16 protein-coding genes are annotated in these 15,796 nt (G+C 64.7%); 13 read left to right on the forward strand and 3 right to left on the reverse strand.

Translation table 11 applies throughout. From position 1 onward, the window contains the following. Window positions 1-25 precede the first annotated feature (25 nt). The 9 genes from pyrE to ACGHN1_RS12480 all read left to right on the forward strand — a co-directional run bounded on the left by pyrE (window position 26) and on the right by ACGHN1_RS12480 (window position 6,519). Complete coding sequence (gene pyrE, locus ACGHN1_RS12440) at window positions 26-604, forward strand: orotate phosphoribosyltransferase (protein ID WP_390551168.1); 579 nt, start codon at window positions 26-28, stop codon at window positions 602-604. Window positions 605-612: 8 nt separating this feature from the next. Further along, on the forward strand, window positions 613-1,356 hold the full coding sequence (locus ACGHN1_RS12445) for a pyridoxine 5'-phosphate synthase (RefSeq protein ID WP_390551254.1): 744 nt from the start codon (window positions 613-615) through the stop codon (window positions 1,354-1,356). Window positions 1,357-1,366: 10 nt separating this feature from the next. Then, the gene (gene acpS / locus ACGHN1_RS12450; protein WP_390551169.1) at window positions 1,367-1,768 is read left to right on the forward strand and encodes a holo-ACP synthase; all 402 of its coding nucleotides are present in this window, start codon (window positions 1,367-1,369) and stop codon (window positions 1,766-1,768) included. Beyond that, complete coding sequence (gene lepB / locus ACGHN1_RS12455; protein WP_390551170.1) at window positions 1,765-2,649, forward strand: signal peptidase I; 885 nt, start codon at window positions 1,765-1,767, stop codon at window positions 2,647-2,649. The genes acpS and lepB overlap by 4 nt, the downstream gene beginning before the upstream one ends. A gap of 13 nt (window positions 2,650-2,662) precedes the next feature. Next, window positions 2,663-3,859 carry an AI-2E family transporter gene (locus ACGHN1_RS12460; protein WP_390551171.1) on the forward strand — a complete coding sequence of 399 codons (1,197 nt, stop codon included), beginning with the start codon at window positions 2,663-2,665 and terminating at the stop codon, window positions 3,857-3,859. After that, window positions 3,849-5,087 carry a DUF3089 domain-containing protein gene (locus tag ACGHN1_RS12465; RefSeq protein WP_390551172.1) on the forward strand — a complete coding sequence of 413 codons (1,239 nt, stop codon included), beginning with the start codon at window positions 3,849-3,851 and terminating at the stop codon, window positions 5,085-5,087. Before ACGHN1_RS12460 ends, ACGHN1_RS12465 begins: the two co-directional genes overlap by 11 nt. Beyond that, window positions 5,066-5,551, forward strand: coding sequence for a Holliday junction resolvase RuvX (gene ruvX, locus ACGHN1_RS12470; RefSeq protein ID WP_390551173.1), 486 nt, complete (start codon window positions 5,066-5,068; stop codon window positions 5,549-5,551). The genes ACGHN1_RS12465 and ruvX overlap by 22 nt, the downstream gene beginning before the upstream one ends. Before the next feature lie 88 nt (window positions 5,552-5,639). Next, window positions 5,640-6,113: a PaaI family thioesterase gene (locus ACGHN1_RS12475; protein ID WP_390551174.1), complete on the forward strand. Its 474-nt coding sequence runs from the start codon at window positions 5,640-5,642 to the stop codon at window positions 6,111-6,113. Then, window positions 6,106-6,519, forward strand: a complete 414-nt coding sequence (locus ACGHN1_RS12480; protein ID WP_390551175.1) for a PaaI family thioesterase — start codon at window positions 6,106-6,108, stop codon at window positions 6,517-6,519. Before ACGHN1_RS12475 ends, ACGHN1_RS12480 begins: the two co-directional genes overlap by 8 nt. A gap of 2 nt (window positions 6,520-6,521) precedes the next feature. Here ACGHN1_RS12480 and ACGHN1_RS12485 read toward each other — a convergent pair whose 3' ends face one another. Further along, window positions 6,522-8,696 (reverse strand): transglycosylase domain-containing protein, encoded by a 2,175-nt coding sequence (locus tag ACGHN1_RS12485; protein WP_390551176.1) that lies wholly within the window; start codon window positions 8,694-8,696, stop codon window positions 6,522-6,524. 50 nt (window positions 8,697-8,746) lie between these two features. Continuing rightward, entirely contained in the window at window positions 8,747-9,739 is a 993-nt protein-coding gene (gene cobS, locus ACGHN1_RS12490) for a cobaltochelatase subunit CobS (protein ID WP_390551177.1), read from the reverse strand. Window positions 9,740-9,919: 180 nt separating this feature from the next. Between cobS and ACGHN1_RS12495 the strand changes: the two genes are divergently transcribed. The 4 genes from ACGHN1_RS12495 (at window position 9,920) to ACGHN1_RS12510 (ending at window position 13,416) form a co-directional block, all read left to right on the forward strand. Further along, a complete protein-coding gene (locus ACGHN1_RS12495; protein ID WP_390551178.1) occupies window positions 9,920-10,576 on the forward strand; it encodes an SRPBCC family protein in 657 nt (218 codons plus the stop codon). Beyond that, window positions 10,573-11,760: a zinc-dependent alcohol dehydrogenase gene (locus ACGHN1_RS12500; RefSeq protein ID WP_390551179.1), complete on the forward strand. Its 1,188-nt coding sequence runs from the start codon at window positions 10,573-10,575 to the stop codon at window positions 11,758-11,760. Before ACGHN1_RS12495 ends, ACGHN1_RS12500 begins: the two co-directional genes overlap by 4 nt. Further along, window positions 11,757-12,566 (forward strand): SDR family NAD(P)-dependent oxidoreductase, encoded by an 810-nt coding sequence (locus ACGHN1_RS12505; protein WP_390551180.1) that lies wholly within the window; start codon window positions 11,757-11,759, stop codon window positions 12,564-12,566. The genes ACGHN1_RS12500 and ACGHN1_RS12505 overlap by 4 nt, the downstream gene beginning before the upstream one ends. A gap of 64 nt (window positions 12,567-12,630) precedes the next feature. Beyond that, window positions 12,631-13,416: an oxygenase MpaB family protein gene (locus ACGHN1_RS12510; RefSeq protein WP_390551181.1), complete on the forward strand. Its 786-nt coding sequence runs from the start codon at window positions 12,631-12,633 to the stop codon at window positions 13,414-13,416. Window positions 13,417-13,505: 89 nt separating this feature from the next. Here ACGHN1_RS12510 and ACGHN1_RS12515 read toward each other — a convergent pair whose 3' ends face one another. Further along, complete coding sequence (locus tag ACGHN1_RS12515; RefSeq protein WP_390551182.1) at window positions 13,506-15,779, reverse strand: hypothetical protein; 2,274 nt, start codon at window positions 15,777-15,779, stop codon at window positions 13,506-13,508. Window positions 15,780-15,796: the final 17 nt, after the last annotated feature.

Raw genomic sequence — 15,796 nt, forward strand, 5'->3', positions numbered from 1 at the left:
GCGAGGCGCTTTGACCCCGCGCGTTATGACCGACGACGCTATCCTTGCCGAATTCCGCGCCAGCGAAGCCCTGCTCGAAGGGCATTTCCTGCTCTCTTCCGGGCGCCATTCCGCGCATTACCTCCAATGCGCCCGCGTGTTGATGAACGCCGAGCGGGCCGGCAATCTCGCCCGCGCGATGGTTCAGCGGATACCGCGCGACCTCCGCGCCGAAGTGGAGGTGGTGGTCAGCCCGGCGATGGGCGGCCTCATCATCGGTCACGAGGTCGGCCGGGCGATGGAGAAGGATGCGATCTTCCTCGAGCGGCCCGAAGGCACGTTCCACCTGCGCCGCGGTTTCCGATTGGAATCGGGACAAAAGGTGCTGATGGTCGAGGATGTGGTCACCACCGGGCTCTCCAGTCGCGAAGCCATCGCGGCGGTGGGCCGCGAGGGCGGCGAAGTGATCGCCGAATGCGCGCTCGTCGATCGCAGCAACGGCTCTGTCGATCTGGGCGTGCCGTTCTTCCCGCTGCTGGGCTTGTCCTTCCCGAGCTATGCGGAGGACGAGGTGCCGGATGAACTGGCGGCGATACCCGTGACCAAGCCCGGGAGCCGGAAGTAGTCCGCCCCCTGCGCCCCCGTTCGCTCAGATTGGGCGTCAATATCGACCACGTTGCGACGATCCGCAACGCGCGCGGCGGGGAGCATCCCGATCCGGTCCGCGCCGCGGAAATCGTCGCGGCGGTCGGCGGCGACGGCATCACCGCGCATCTGCGCGAAGACCGGCGGCACATCCGCGACGACGATCTGAAGCGCATCCAGCAGGCGACCGACCTGCCCCTCAATCTGGAAATGGCGGCGACCGAGGAGATGCTGGCGATCGCGCTCGCCCACCGCCCGCATGCCGCCTGCATCGTTCCCGAGAAGCGCGAGGAACGCACGACCGAAGGCGGGCTCGATGCGGCGGGGCTGCACAACCAGCTCGCCCCCATCGTCACGCGTCTGGCCGACGAGGGGATTCGCGTCAGCCTGTTCATCGAGGCCGACGAGCGCCAGCTCGATGCCGCCCTGCGGCTGCGCGCACCGGTGGTCGAATTCCACACCGGCGAATACGCCCACGCCCACCTCGCCGGCGATTCCGAGCGGACCGCGCGCGAGCTGAAACGCATCGCCGACATGGCCGCGCTCGCGGCCAAGAACGGGATCGAGCCCCATGCCGGGCACGGGCTGACCTACGAAAACGTCCAGCCGATCGCCGCCATCCCGCAGCTCGCCGAGCTCAATATCGGTCACTACCTCGTCGGCGAGGCCGTGTTCGTCGGGCTGGAAGCGGCGGTGCGCCAGATGCGCGAGCTGATGGACGATGCGCGGTGAGCGACGGGAAATGATCATCGGCACCGGCTCCGACCTCTGCAATATCGAGCGGATTCAATCCTCTCTCGATCGCTTCGGCGAGCGTTTCGAGAACCGCGTCTTCACCGATACCGAGCGCGCCAAGGCCCACCGCCGCCCCTTCACCATCGCCGGGACCTACGCCAAGCGCTTCGCCGCCAAGGAGGCCTTTTCCAAGGCGGTCGGCACGGGCTTTCGCCGCGGCGTGTTCATGAAGGACATCGGCGTGGTCAACGCCCCGTCCGGCGCACCGACGCTGAAGCTCACCGGCGGCGCGGCGGAAAGGCTTGCCGAAATGGTGCCGCAGGGCCATGAGGCCCGCATTCATCTCACTCTCACCGACGATCATCCATGGGCGCAGGCCTTCGTGATCATCGAGGCCATCCCCCAATGAGTTCCGACACCGCCCCCGTGACCAAATCCCCAGAGAAAAAGAGCGACGAGAAGGTCAACTGGCTCGCCGAGATCCGCGGGCTGGCGCTGATGCTGCTCGCGGTGTTCGCCTTCCACAGCTTCGTTGCCAAGCCGTTCTACATCCCGTCGGAATCGATGATGCCGACCCTGCTCAAGGGCGACCGGCTGGTGGTCAGCAAATATCCCTACGGCTGGAACTGGTCCTCGATCAGCTTCCACCTCTGGGATCGGTTCTTCGGCCGGAGCGACTGGCGCATCTTCGGCTCGACCCCCGAATACGGCGACATCGTGATTCCCGTGCACCCCGAACGCAACGAGGATTACATCAAGCGCGTCGTCGCCCTGCCCGGCGATACGATCGCGGTGCGCGGCGGCCAGATCGTCCTCAACGGCGAGCCGGTGCCGCAGGAGGTCGAGCCGGCGATCCGGGTGCCGGTCGACATCAACTCGCCTTGCAGCACCTACGATTACCCCGGCATGCGCGTGCGCAACGCCGAGGGCGAAACCGTGTGCGAGATGCCCGTGTTTCGGGAAACGCTTCCGAACGGCGCGACCTACCGGGTGATCGACCACACCAATCAGATGCTCGACGATTTCGACGAAATCACCGTACCCGAGGATCACGTCTTCGTGATGGGCGACAACCGCGACCATTCCGCCGACAGCCGCGCCAGTGTCGGCGCCCAGGGTCTGGGCGGACCGGTGCCGCTGGAGAACATCGGCGGCCGGGCCGAATTCATCACCTTCAGCCTCGACGGAACGACCAACTGGAACCCGGTGAGCTGGTTCACCTCGCTGCGCCCCGATCGCGCGTGGACGACCCTGCGCCCGGCCATCTCGGAACAGAGAGCGGCAGAATAGGACAGGGACAGGCATGAGCGAGGCGACGCAGGTCGGCGGCGAGATGGCCGCGGCGCAGGAGGACCTCGAAGCCGACGATCTCGGCACCAGCCCGTCGCGCATTTCTGACCCGCGCCTGCGATTCGAATTTGCTCGCGCAGTGGTTTGGTCTCTGGCGGTCGGCGGCATTATCCTGGCCGCCTATATCGCCAAGCCGTTGCTGGTGATCTTCGGCGCAATGGTCTTCGCCGCGATGATCGATGGCGGCGCGCGGCTGCTCGGCCGGGTGCTGCCGATCGGACGCAGCTGGCGCGTGGCGATCGTCATCCTGCTGAGCGTCCTGTTCTTCGTATGGCTCGGCTATTTCGCCGGTTCGACGATCTCGCAGGAGGCGGCGCAGTTCCCGGCGATTATCCAGAGCCAGCTGTCCGAACTGGTGGCCTGGGCCAGTGACCAGGGTTTCTCGGTCAGCCAGGAACAGCTGCAGAGCTACGTCGGTACTTTCGCCAGCGGGATCGGGACCGTCACGCGCGCACTCGGCGGCATCCTCGGCGGACTGACCACTGCCGCGCTCATCCTCATCGTCGGCATCTACGTCGCGCTGGAGCCCCAGCTCTACGAGCGCGGGGTCGCCTGGCTGTTGCCGCACGCGCGGCGGGATGGGTTCTACCACGTCGTCAAGCAAATGGCCGCGACCCTGCGCCGCCTCATGGCCGGGCGCCTTCTCGGCATGGCGATCGAGGGTGTCTTCACCTACGTGATGCTGGCCTATGGCGGCCAATTGTTCGGGGTGGGTGTCGTCCCGATGGCAGCCCTGTTGGCGATCCTGACCGGGCTCCTCGCCTTCGTTCCCAATCTCGGCGCGATCATTTCCGGTGCGCTGATGGTGATGGTGGGTTTCTCCGGCGGGGTGGAAATGGGCATCTACACCATCGTCGTCTATCTCTTCGTGCAGAATTTCGACGGCTATGTGGTCATTCCCATGATCGCCAAGAAGACGGTCGACCTGGCGCCCGCGCTGGTGCTCGCCGCTCAGTTCGTGCTGGGCATCCTGTTCGGCATCATCGGCATTCTTCTGGCCGATCCGCTGCTGGCGATGATCAAGGTCGCGCTCGAGCAGCGCGCCGCCGAAAACGCCGAAACCGATAGCAGGCGCAAGGCGACTGGCGAAAAAGCCTCGACAGCCCCGGCCACTTCGAAAGGACGAGAGGCCACCGCCCATGGTGCGTAAATTCCTCTACTTCATCGCCATCGTCATCGTCCTGTTCATCCTCGGGGCGATCGCGCTGGCGATCTGGTCGCGCGAGGCGACCGAGATCGCCTTCGTGCCGCGCGGCGATTTCGTCGAGCAGCAGCCACTGGCGGAGAACGCCTATGAGGACCCGGCCATGTGGTATTCGCGCCCCGGGCTCGGCCGCACCGACCCGGCGCGCTATCAACCCGCCATCGCCGAGGCACCCGAGGATCCGGCGACCCGCGCGCCCTCGCCCGAGGCGCCAGCGGCGGAGCGCAGCCTGACCGATGCCGATCCCTCGCTCGAACCCGAGACCTCGCGCAGCGTCGACAGCGCCGATGCCGACGAAACCCCCGATTTCGCGGTCTTCTTCGTCCCGCCGACGAGCTACATCCAGGCCGGCGGCGACTGGAACGCCAGCCTCGACGATGCGGAGACCGACACCCGCGCGCGCCTATTCCTGCGCGGCCTCGCCAGCCCCTTCAACCATGCCGACGAAATCTGGGCGCCCCGCTACCGCCAAGCCGCGGTCGGGGCTTTCCTGACCGACCGCCCCGAAGCGCAGATGGCGATCGACGCGGCCTTCGCCGATGTCCGCGACGCCTTCCGTTTCTTCCTCGACAGCATCGATCCGGACAAGCCGATCGTGCTCGCCGGGCACAGCCAGGGGGCGCTGCATGTGCTCCGGCTGCTGATGGAAGAGGTCGAGGGAACGCCGGTGATGGACCGGATCGCGGCGGTCTACGCCCCCGGCTGGCCGATCTCGGTCGAACACGATCTCGGCGAACTTCCGCTGCCCGCCTGCGGCGCGGCGAACCAGCCCGCCTGCCTGCAATCCTGGTCCTCCTTCGCCGACGACGGCGATCCCGATTTCCTCATGCGCCGCTATTCGACCACGCCCGGCTTCGACGGCGAGCCGCGCGGCGATGGGCCGATCCTGTGCACCAATCCGCTGACCGGGGCGGTCGGCGGTTCGGCCCCGGCCTCGGCCAATCTCGGCACGCTGGTGCCCGACGAGGATATGACGCGCGGCGATCTTGTGCCCGGCGCGGTCCCGGCACGCTGCGACGAGCGCGGGCTGCTGCTGATCGGCGATCCTCCGGAGCTTGGCCAGGGCGTGCTGCCGGGGAGCAATTATCACGTCTACGACCTGCCGCTGTTCTGGGCGAACGTGCAGGCGGACGTGGTCGAGCGGGTGCGGGCGTGGGCGAACGCGGGCTCGTAACCGACAGCGCCGCCGAATTCGACGCCGCGCTGCCCGATGGCGGAGTGCTGCTGGCGCTCGACATCGGCACCAGAACCCTCGGCGTCGCCACATGCGATGTCGGCTGGCGTTTCGCCACCGCGGGCAAGACCCTGCCGCGCGGCAAGTTCGGCAAGGACAGCGCGGCGCTGCGCGAGATCGTCGCGGCGCGAAAGGTTGCGGGCATCGTCATCGGCCTGCCGCGCAACATGGACGGCAGCGAAGGTCCCCGCTGCCAGGCCAGCCGCGCCTATGGCCGCAATCTTGCCGAAGCCTTCGGCCTGCCGGTGCTGCTGTGGGACGAACGCTGGTCCACCGCCAGCGCCGAGGCGGCGATGATCGGGCAGGACATGAGCAGGGCCAAGCGCGCGACGCGGATCGACAGCCATGCCGCCGCAGTGATTCTGCAGGCGGCGATCGACCGATTGGCCGGATCTGCTTTCTAGCCCTCGACGAGCGCGAGCCGGGTAACCACCGCCATCGGAATTTAGAGATTGTAATCCTTTTGGCCGACCGGCAGTGGCACGCTGCGATATGACCAAGGCGACCTCGACCTTCGATTTGGCCCAGGCGGCACCCTTCCTGCTGGCACGGGCGCACAATGGCTGGCTGGGCCTTACCTATCATGCACACGGCGAGGATTGGGTGGAACTGGAATTGCCCTGGCGCGCCGATCTGCTCGGCGACGACGGGCGCGAGGTGCTTGCATCCGGACCCATCATCAGCCTGATGGACATGGCCAGCGGCCTGTCGATCTGGACCGCGACGGGTGCCTTCCGCGCGATCGCAACGCTCGATCTCAGGGTCGACTACACCAGGCCGGCGAAGGAACAGGCCAGCGTGTTCGGCCGGGCGCAATGCTATCGAACCACCCGTTCGGCCTTCTTCGTGCGCGGCGTTGCGCACGACGGCGATCCCGAAGACCCCGTCGCGCACATGCAAGCCGTTTTCATGGGCATCGACGCCGGCACGGTGAGCCTGCCCATTTCGGAGCAGGCGGATGGTTGATCGGCACGCGGTCCCGATCCTGACGCCCTATGCCCGCGCGCTGGGAATCGAACTCGAAAGCTGGGACGGCATGGCGCCCGTGGTTCGGGTCGGCTTCTCCGAAGCCGTGCTGGGTCGGCCCGGCGCACTACATGGCGGAGCGATCAGCGGGTTGCTGGAAACCGCGGGCTACGGTGCGCTGCGTGCCGAATTGTCGCACATGGGACGCGAGGCGCGGTTGAAACCGATCAACATCACCGTCCAGTTCCTGCGCAGCGGCAAGGAGAAGCCGAGTTTCGCCTGCGCCCGGATCGCCAAACTGGGACGGCGGACGGCCAACCTCTCGGTCGAGGCGTGGCAGGACGATCGCGCGAAACCGATCGCCAGTGCGGTGATGAACGTGATGATCGTCGAGAGCGCCGCGTAGCGCTACTGGTCCGGCACCGCCGGTTCCGTCTCTTCCGGCCGTCTGTCCTGCGCCCTGCGACGCGCTTCCTCGATCCGTTCGGAATCGATCCGCACACCCTGCTCCCCGACGGTGATGTCGAGCGGGGTGCCGTCGACATCCGTCGAATAGATAACTTCGCCTTCGCCCAGGCGGAGCCGCCCGTTGTCGCCGATGGGGATATCGCCGAGGCCGGGGACGTCCAGCGGTTCGACCGGACCGCCCGGATCGGGGGCGGTCGTCGGGTTGGCCCGCGGGGCCGGTGCGGCCCCGGTCGCCTGGCGCATGAAGTCGCGCCAGATCCGCGCCGGCAGCCCGCCGCCGCTGACCCCGGCGAGCGGCGAGTTGTCGTCGTTGCCGACCCAGACGCCGACCACCAGCCCGTTGGCATAGCCGACGAACAGCGCGTCGCGATTGTCCTGCGTCGTGCCGGTTTTGCCGAAATTGGGGACGCTGAGCATGGCCGCCCGGCCGGTGCCCGCATTGACCGCGTGGCGCAGCATTCCCTCCATTTCCGCATGGGTGCGCGACGACAGGCTGTCGGGTCCGTCCCACAACCGTTCGAGCCAGTTTTGTTCGGGCTGGACGAAGGCGCGCGGGCGAACCGGAAATTCGTTGCCTGCGATCCCGGCATAGGCGGCGGTCAGTTCCATCAGCGACATGGTCGAAGTGCCGAGCGCGAGGCTGGGATCGCCTGCAGTCATCGGCGATGAGACTCCGAGGTCGCGAGCGGTCTCGATCACCGCCTCGCTGCCGACTTCGCCCAGCAGGCGGACCGCGGCGACATTGCTCGACTGGGCGAAGGCTTCCATCAATGTCAGGCTTTCGGAATACTGTCCGCGCGAATTGCCGGGACGGTAGCTGCCCTCGGTGATCTCGGTGTTGGCGATACGATCTTCGGGATCCCAGCCGTTTCGCAGCGCGGCGAGATAGACGAACAGCTTGAAGGTCGACCCTGGCTGGCGCTTGGCCTGGGTGGCGCGGTTGAACGGCGATTTCTCGTAATCCTTGCCGCCGATCATCGCCACGACCTCGCCGTTCGGGCGCATGGCGACCAGCGCCACCTGCGCCTCGCCCAGCGGCGCGTTGGACGTGATTTGGCGGGCGATGTTCTGCAATCGGCTGTCCAGCGTGGTGGTGAGCGTCTGGCGCGAATAGGCCCCGCCCTCGCCCACTTCGCGCTCGCGCGCCTCGGGCAGCGCCCAGTCGGCGAAATAGGTGCCGGTGGGGAGATCGTTCTTGAGCCTGACGTCGAGCGGTGGCGGGCGCATCGCCGAGACTTCCGTTGAAGTCAGATAGCCAGCGTCCTCCATCGCCCCGACGACCAGCCGCCAGCGCTCCTCGGCCCGCTCGTAATGCTTGACCGGATTGTAGCGCGATGGAGCCTGCAACAGCCCCGCCAGCATCGCCGCCTGTTCGGGCTTCAGATTTTCCGGCCGGCGGTAGAAGAAATGCATGCTCGCCGCGCGCAGGCCATAGACGTTGTCGCCGAAATAGGCGTTGGAGAGATAACGCTCGAGAATCTCGTCCTTGGTCAGCCAGCTTTCGAGCCACAACGCGATCAGCGCCTCGCGTGCCTTGCGGGTGAGCGTCTGCTCGGGCGTGAGGAAGGTGAACTTGGCGAGCTGCTGGGTGATCGTGCTGCCACCGCCCACGCCGGTGAAGGCAGCGCGCGCGACGCCGCGCGGATCGATCCCCCAATGGTCGTAGAATCGGCGATCCTCGATCGCCATGAACGCCTCGACGACATGCGGGGGAAGCGTGTCGACATCGACCGGCTCGTCCATGATCGCTCCGTTGCGGGCGATCGGCGTGCCGTCGGCGGCGAGCAGCGTGATCTGCGGCGGCGCGATTGGCTCGAGCGACTTGTTGAGCGGCGCGGTAACCGCGAGCCAGGCGACCAGCAGGATGAACAGCCCGATGATCCCGGCCACGATCCGTACCGCCCACCAGCGCTTGCGCCGGTCGCGCCAGTAGTCCCGCCGCCACCAGCGCTTTTCGCTCTCGCGCTCGGCGACATAGCGGTCGACCTGATCGAGCCGCTCGTCCCAATCGTCGTAATGCGAACCGTCGAGACCGTCGGCGAGCGAATAATAGCCGCGGTGCGGCTCGGGCTCGCGCTCGGCGTCGCGTCTGCGGAAGGAATCGAGAATCCCCATCGGCCTAGTGTGTTACCCGCTTAACACGGACATTTCTAGACCGTGCCGCCTTAACGCTTGGCGACGACGCTCTCCGGCAGGTCCTCGCCGAAGACGCGCTGGTAATATTCGGCGACCAGCATCCGTTCCTCCTCGTCGCATTTGTTGAGGAAGGAGAGACGGAAGGAGAGGCCGATATCGTCGAAGATGGCATGGTTCTGCGCCCAGGTGATCACCGTGCGCGGGCTCATCACGGTCGAGATATCGCCGTTGATGAAACCCTGCCGCGTCATGTCCGCGACCTTGATCATGTTCGCCAGCAATGCCGGATCCGTGTCCGGGTTCTTGGAAGCGACGATCTCCTGCTCGGTCTCGGCGGGCAGGTAGTTCAATCCCACCACGATGTTCCAGCGGTCCATCTGCCCCTGGTTGATCGCCTGCGTGCCGTGATAGAGGCCGCTGGTGTCGCCGAGGCCCACGGTATTGGCGGTGGCGAACAGGCGAAAATGCGGATCGGGCCGAATCACGCGGTTCTGATCGAGCAGGGTCAGCTTGCCCTGCTGTTCGAGAACGCGCTGGATCACGAACATCACGTCGGGCCGGCCGGCATCGTATTCGTCGAACACCAGCGCCACCGGATGCTGCAGCGCCCAAGGGAGCAGCCCTTCGCGGAACTCGGTCACCTGCAACCCGTCGCGAAGGACGATGGCGTCGCGACCGACCAAGTCGATACGACTGATATGCGCGTCGAGATTGATGCGGATGCAGGGCCAGTTGAGGCGCGCCGCGACCTGTTCGATATGAGTCGACTTGCCGGTGCCGTGATAGCCCTGCACCATCACCCGCCGGTCGTGCGCGAAACCGGCGAGGATCGCCAGCGTCGTGTCCTTGTCGAAGACGTAGGCCTCGTCGAGATCGGGGGTCCGCGCGTCGGGCTTGGAAAAGGCGGGCACGGTCCAGTCGACGTCGATCCCGAAGGTTTCGCGCACGCTCACCTCGATGTCGGGAGCGGGAAGCGCGGTCTTTTCGGAAGCGTCGAAGCTCTTGTCTGTCATGTCGTTCATTGCGGCTTGCGGACTATACGGGCTGCCCCCGGCTCGCAAGCTTGGAAAGCCGGGGGAATGCGTTCGGGAACAGGTCTCCGGAAGCCTCACCCGGCTCGCCGTCGCCTGTCCTAACCTTTGCTAATTCGTGGAACGTACGTGGGAAGAGACCGCTGGTCGGTCGAAAGGCAGGTTTATTTCATGACATCGGACAAAGGTAATGGCGCGGGCGGCTTTGCCGCTCTCACCGGGATCGGGCTTGCAGTGGGCGCGGCTGCTTTCGGCGCGTTCCTCAGCAGCCGTCATCGAGGCGACGAAGACGACGCGCCGCTTCGCACCAAACGCGATCATGACGGTCCCTACGCCGTGGTCGGACGAACGGTGACGATCCGCAAGGAGCGGTCCGAGCTTTATTCCTTCTGGCGCGATTTCTCCAATCTGGCCGCCTTCATGGAGAACCTAGAAAAGATCGAGAAACAGGATGGCGACCGCAGCGTGTGGACCATCAAGGCCCCTGCGGGAACGACGGTCGACCTCGTGACCGAGGTTTCGCGCGACGAGAAGGACAAGGAGATCGCCTGGCGATCGGTCGAGGGTTCGGACATCGAAACCTACGGCCGCGTGACCTTCGAGGACGCACCTGGCGAGCGCGGGACCCGCGTGGCTCTCGACATTCATTACAAGCCCCCCGCCGGGAAGGCCGGCCGCGCGATCGCCAAGCTCTTCCTTCGCGAACCCCAGACCCAGGCCCGGCACGATCTCAAGCGATTCAAGATGCTGATGGAGACCGGCGAGATCACGACCTCCGCGCGTACCGCCGACCAGAGCCGAGCCGCCAAGCAGGAGAACGGACGATGAAAGCCCTTACCTGGCACGGCACCCATGACGTGCGTGTCGACAATGTCGACGATCCCGAGATCGTCAATCCGCGCGATGCGATCCTCAAGATCACGTCCACCGCCATCTGCGGCAGCGACCTTCACCTCTACGATGGCGTCATTCCCGGCGTAGTGCCGGGTGACGTGCTTGGCCACGAATTCATGGGCGAGGTCGTCGAGACCGGCAAGGACAGCACCCTCGAGAAGGGGCAGCGCGTCGTGGTGCCCTTCACCATCAGTTGCGGTGGCTGTTTCCACTGCCGGATCCAGCAATATTCGGCCTGCGAGAATTCCAACCCGGCCGAAAAGCAGGACATGTCGGCCAAGCTCTACGGCCATCCCATGGCCGGTCTGTTCGGCTATTCGCACCTGACCGGCGGCTACTCCGGCGGCCAGGCGGAGTATGTGCGCGTCCCGTATTCGGATGTCGGCCCGATCGCGATCCCCGATCATCTGGAAGACGATCAGGTGCTGTTCCTCTCGGACATTCTGCCCACCGGCTGGATGGCCGCGGAAAACGCCGAGATCCAGCCCGATGACACCGTCGCGGTGTGGGGCTGCGGCCCGGTCGGCCTGTTCGCGATCCAGTCGGCGATCGTCATGGGCGCGAACAAGGTGATCGCCATCGATCACTATCCGCACCGGCTCGAACTCGCGAAACAGCTTGGCGCCGAAGTCATCAACTTCAAGGAAACCTACGTGCGCGAGGCATTGATGGAGATGTCGGGCGGCATCGGCGTCGATGCGGTGATCGATGCGGTGGGCATGGAAGCGCACGGTTTCGCAATCGACAACATGGTCGACGTGGTGAAGCAGAAGGTCGGCATCGGTGCCGACCGCGCGGCGGCCCTGAAGCAGGCGCTGCTTGCGGTTCGTCCCGGCGGCCGAGTTTCGATCCCGGGCGTCTACGGCGGCATGACCGACAAGTTTCCGCTCGGCGCGCTGATGGAAAAGGGACTGCAGGTCCGCTCCGGACAAACTCATGTCCAGCGCTACACCAAGGACCTGCTCGACAAGATCGAGGACGGAACGCTCGATACGACCTTCCTCATCAGCCACCGCCTGCCACTGACCGAGGCCCCGCGCGGCTACGAATGCTTCAAGGAAGAACAGGACACATGGACCAAGGTGGTCCTCAAACCGGACATGGAGAGAGCCGCATGAGCGACACGATCGATAAATTGAGCGGCTTCTGCGTCGTCACCGGTGCCTCCAGCGGCATCGGCCAGGAACTGGCCAAGCTGGCCGCCAGGGACGGCTGCGACCTGCTGCTGGTCGCCGACCGCGGCCTGTCGGAAACCGAGGCGATGGTTCGCGGAATGCGCGCCGGTTCGATCGAGACGCTCAAGTGCGATCTCGGCACCGAAAGCGGGATCGACGAACTCGTCGGCCGGATCGGCGACCGGCAGGTCGACGTGCTGATGGCCAATGCCGGCCATGGTCAGGGCAACGCCTTCCTCGATCAGCAATGGTCCGACATCAAGCATGTCATCGACACCAATATCACCGGCACCGTCTCGCTGATCCACAAGGTGGGACAGGGAATGCGCGAACGCGATGTGGGCCGCATTCTCGTGACCGGATCGATCGCGGGGCACATGCCGGGCGCCTTCCAGCTGGTCTACAACTCCACCAAGGCCTTCATCGACGATTTCTGCGTCGGATTGGCGAACGAGCTGAAGGAGAGTAAGGTCTCGATCACCTGTCTGCTCCCCGGCGTCACCGACACCCATTTCTTCGAACGCGCCGATATGGAGGATACCGAGGCGGGACAAGGCGACAAGGCCGATCCCGCCAAGGTGGCGAAGGACGGTTACGAGGCATTGCTGGAAGGCGATACGCAGGTGGTGAGCGGCTTCATGAACAAGGTCCAGACGATGTTCGCCGATATCCTGCCGGACGATCTCGTCGCGCAAATGCACCGGCGCTTGGCCGAGCCCGAGCGGCACAAGGAAAGCGAAACTGCCTGACGCGAGGTCATCGTCGTCGCCGCTCGACCCGCTGCGCGACGGCATAGCGCAGCGCGTACGCTCGGTGTTCAACGACGTCGAGCACGGGCAGAAGCCGGTCCCGCCCTCCGACGAGGCTCTGTTCGAGCGCGACAGCCCGATCCGCATGGTCCATTCCGATGTGGTGAGCATGATGGTGGGCGGCATCCGCGGATTGCTGCTGCAGATGCTCCATCCGCATGCACTGCAGGGTGTGCTCGACCATTCGAATTTCCGCTCGGACATGCATGGACGGCTGCGGCGGACTGCCCGCTTCATCGCCGTGACCACCTTCGGCCACCGCGACGAGGCGAGGAAGGCAATCGAGCGGGTCAACGCAATCCACGCGAAGGTGGGCGGCACCCTTCCCGACGGGATGCCCTATTCCGCCACCGATCCCCGCGTGCTCGCCTGGGTCCACGTTGCCGAGGCGACCAGCTTCCTCGCCGCTTATTTGCGCCATGTCCGCCCGAACATGCCGGGGCACGAGCAGGACGAATACTACCGTCAATTCGCCCTCATCGCCCACGCGCTTGGGGCCGATCCGGTTCCCACCGACCGCCGCGAGGCGGAGACGATCTTCCGCGAACTGCGCATGGACCTGTCTGCGAGCCCCCAGGCCCGCGAAGTCGCCGATCTCGTGCTCAACCAGCGACCCGAAGGCGCGCCCCCGGCGGTGCAGGCGATGCTGGGGGCGGAAGCGGTGGCGCTGCTGCCCCCCTTCGCCCGTTCGATGCTGGGTCTGGAGCGCCCCGGTCTCGGTGCCATCCCGGCCCGTGCCGCGACCTTGGGCATGGGCAAGACCCTGCGCTGGGCCTTCCGGCAGGGGTGAAGCCGCAAATCCGGGTGACCCTCGAACCATTCGATCGACCCTGGGCCGGGTGTCGAAGGTGGGGCTTCTTCATCCCTCCAGAAGCACCTTCATGGAACGATGATGGTGAAATTGTCTGCGGTGAGTTCAAGCCCGGGTTGAAGCTTGGCAAACACCGGGATTTCCCCCGAAGGGGTGGGGCCATTGCCGTTGATCAGGAAGCTCAATTCGCCGGTATCTACATTGTAAAAGATCCGCACGTCGTCGTTCACCGGCGCCGTACCGCTATCGAACTCCGCCGCCGAAAGCGCACCCGGGTCCAAATCTACCGAGCCGTTTCGAGTATAGTTCAGCACCAGAGTGATGCGGTCTTCGCTCGGATCGAAATCGGTTATGATATTGGGGGAAGAGCCGAACAAAGTCCCGGGCGTTTGCGTGCGGATAGGCAGCTCGAACGTGTCGGCCCCCGGCCCGCCAGTCATCTTCAAATTTATGCTTCCGGCGAGATAATCGTCCCCTTCGCCGCCATCCATGACGGCAGCGTCGCGGATAACGTCGTTCCCGGCCCCGCCACGCACGGTACCGACGATGTAGCCGCCGAATACATCGTCGTAAGCCGTGCCGATCAGCGTGGTTGGAAAGAGAGTGCTGGCGGACGAAGCCAAGGGATTGTCCGGAACAATGATCTGACCCGAGGCAATAGCATAGCCCTGCCCCGGAACCGCAACGACCGCCTGAGTTAGTTGCGAGAAATCGAATGTGCCGGGAGTGTTTCCGTTCTCGAATTTTATGAAAGGCAAGGCGCCCTGGGTGGTACCCGGTCCGAAAATAAGGTTCTGATAATAGCCGGGCCCGAAGAATTCGAACGTGACGCTGGATACCGAAGGCGGAATCTGGGTGCCTTCCCCAATCGCTCCACCTACGAGGAACGTACCGGGATTTGATATGGTGAGGAGCTCCTGCGGAACCGTGGCTGCCACGATGCGAAAATCGTTTTGTGCTATTCCGGTCGCGAGCTGAGCGAACTGAACGGCCGCCTCCGAACCGCTTCCATCCGCATCGTATGACAGAATGCCGGAAGCCGGATCGTATACGATACGGTCGTCGGAATCGCCCGCCTGGGTGCCGTAGGCAAAGGCTGTGGATGGCAGCACGCCGTCGGCCAGCGCGGTAAACACCTGGCTGTCGAGCAGAATTACATCATCGCCGGTGCCGTAATCTGCGATCCGAACCAGGCCGCCCTGTGTGGGTGCAGTCGTGAAGCGGAAAACGTCGGCGCCTTCCAGTCCGATCAGAGTGTCCTGCCCCCCACCCCCGTCGAGGATGTTGACGCCGTAATTCCCAATGACCGTGTTGTTCAACTCATTCCCGGTCAGGTTCATCGCGAGCGTCGAAATGTGCGAATGAGTGGAAAGCGTTTCCACCGAGACGCCGGCCGCCAGCCGGTAATTGCCGCTCGTATAGACTATGTCGTCGCCTTGATCCGCCTGCTCGACCACAGCGTCGTTCTGACTGTAAATGCGATAGGTATCGTCACCCAAAAGACCCGTCAGGGTATCGCTCCCCCCGCCACCGTTCAGAGTGTTGTTGCCGTAATCGCCGATCAATTGCTGGGAAAGCTCGTTGCCAAGGAGGTAGAGTTCCGACGACTCCCCCTGATTGGCCGCGGAAATCGTCTCGATTGAAGTGCCGGCGGTCAGATAGAAGTTGCCGCTTGTGTAGATGGTGTCATTTCCGCTCCCTACGGCCTCGACCACCACCTCGCCCATCCCATAAACGCGATAAACGTCGTCGCCTTCGAGGCCTACCAGGGTATCGGCCGCACCTCCGCCATCCAAGATGTTCGCATCTTCGTTGCCGACAAGCGTTTGCACGAACGCGTTGCCAGTCAAACTGGCGTTTCGCGCACCTGCACGCTCGAGCGACAAGAATTCGATGGAAACGCCTTCCGACAGGACGAAGCTGTTTCTGGCGAAAAGAGTGTCATAACCATCGCCTGGCTGCTCGATAATCGTGTCGCCAGCGGAGGCGATATAGGTATCGTTGCCGGCAAGACCGTAGAGCCTGTCACCGCCGCCCTGACCATCGAGGACGTTGTCCCCATAATTTCCGATGATTTCCTGGCCGACCCCACTGCCGATCAGGTTGATGGGATCGGTTCCCGAATGGACTGCGGTAGAGATATACTCCAAACTCGCATTTCGGGAAACGTAGCTGACGAAGGTATACAGTAAATCGAACGTATTGGGCAGAGCGTTCTCTGCTATGACCGTGGTCGGGTCGTAGATGATATAAGTATCCGACCCCTGGCCGCCGACGAGCGTATCGCCCGGATCACCCGAAAGGACATCGTTCCCGTCAGTACCTTGTACCACCTTGGCCATGTGCGACACCCCCAATA

This window comes from Qipengyuania sp. MTN3-11 (genome assembly GCF_042851825.1).
Lineage (GTDB): Bacteria > Pseudomonadota > Alphaproteobacteria > Sphingomonadales > Sphingomonadaceae > Qipengyuania.

Excerpts from the sequence above, each read along its gene's own strand:
- acpS (WP_390551169.1), top strand. The coding sequence starts at position 1,367 with ATGATCATCGGCACCGGCTCCGACCTCTGCAATATCGAGCGGATTCAA.
- ACGHN1_RS12505 (WP_390551180.1), top strand. The coding sequence starts at position 11,757 with ATGAGCGACACGATCGATAAATTGAGCGGCTTCTGCGTCGTCACCGGT.
- pyrE (WP_390551168.1), top strand. The coding sequence starts at position 26 with ATGACCGACGACGCTATCCTTGCCGAATTCCGCGCCAGCGAAGCCCTG.
- ACGHN1_RS12495 (WP_390551178.1), top strand. The coding sequence starts at position 9,920 with ATGACATCGGACAAAGGTAATGGCGCGGGCGGCTTTGCCGCTCTCACC.
- cobS (WP_390551177.1), bottom strand. The coding sequence starts at position 9,739 with ATGAACGACATGACAGACAAGAGCTTCGACGCTTCCGAAAAGACCGCG.
- ACGHN1_RS12460 (WP_390551171.1), top strand. The coding sequence starts at position 2,663 with ATGAGCGAGGCGACGCAGGTCGGCGGCGAGATGGCCGCGGCGCAGGAG.
- ACGHN1_RS12485 (WP_390551176.1), bottom strand. The coding sequence starts at position 8,696 with ATGGGGATTCTCGATTCCTTCCGCAGACGCGACGCCGAGCGCGAGCCC.
- ACGHN1_RS12500 (WP_390551179.1), top strand. The coding sequence starts at position 10,573 with ATGAAAGCCCTTACCTGGCACGGCACCCATGACGTGCGTGTCGACAAT.
- ACGHN1_RS12480 (WP_390551175.1), top strand. The coding sequence starts at position 6,106 with ATGGTTGATCGGCACGCGGTCCCGATCCTGACGCCCTATGCCCGCGCG.
- lepB (WP_390551170.1), top strand. The coding sequence starts at position 1,765 with ATGAGTTCCGACACCGCCCCCGTGACCAAATCCCCAGAGAAAAAGAGC.
- ACGHN1_RS12515 (WP_390551182.1), bottom strand. The coding sequence starts at position 15,779 with ATGGCCAAGGTGGTACAAGGTACTGACGGGAACGATGTCCTTTCGGGT.
- ACGHN1_RS12465 (WP_390551172.1), top strand. The coding sequence starts at position 3,849 with ATGGTGCGTAAATTCCTCTACTTCATCGCCATCGTCATCGTCCTGTTC.
- ACGHN1_RS12475 (WP_390551174.1), top strand. The coding sequence starts at position 5,640 with ATGACCAAGGCGACCTCGACCTTCGATTTGGCCCAGGCGGCACCCTTC.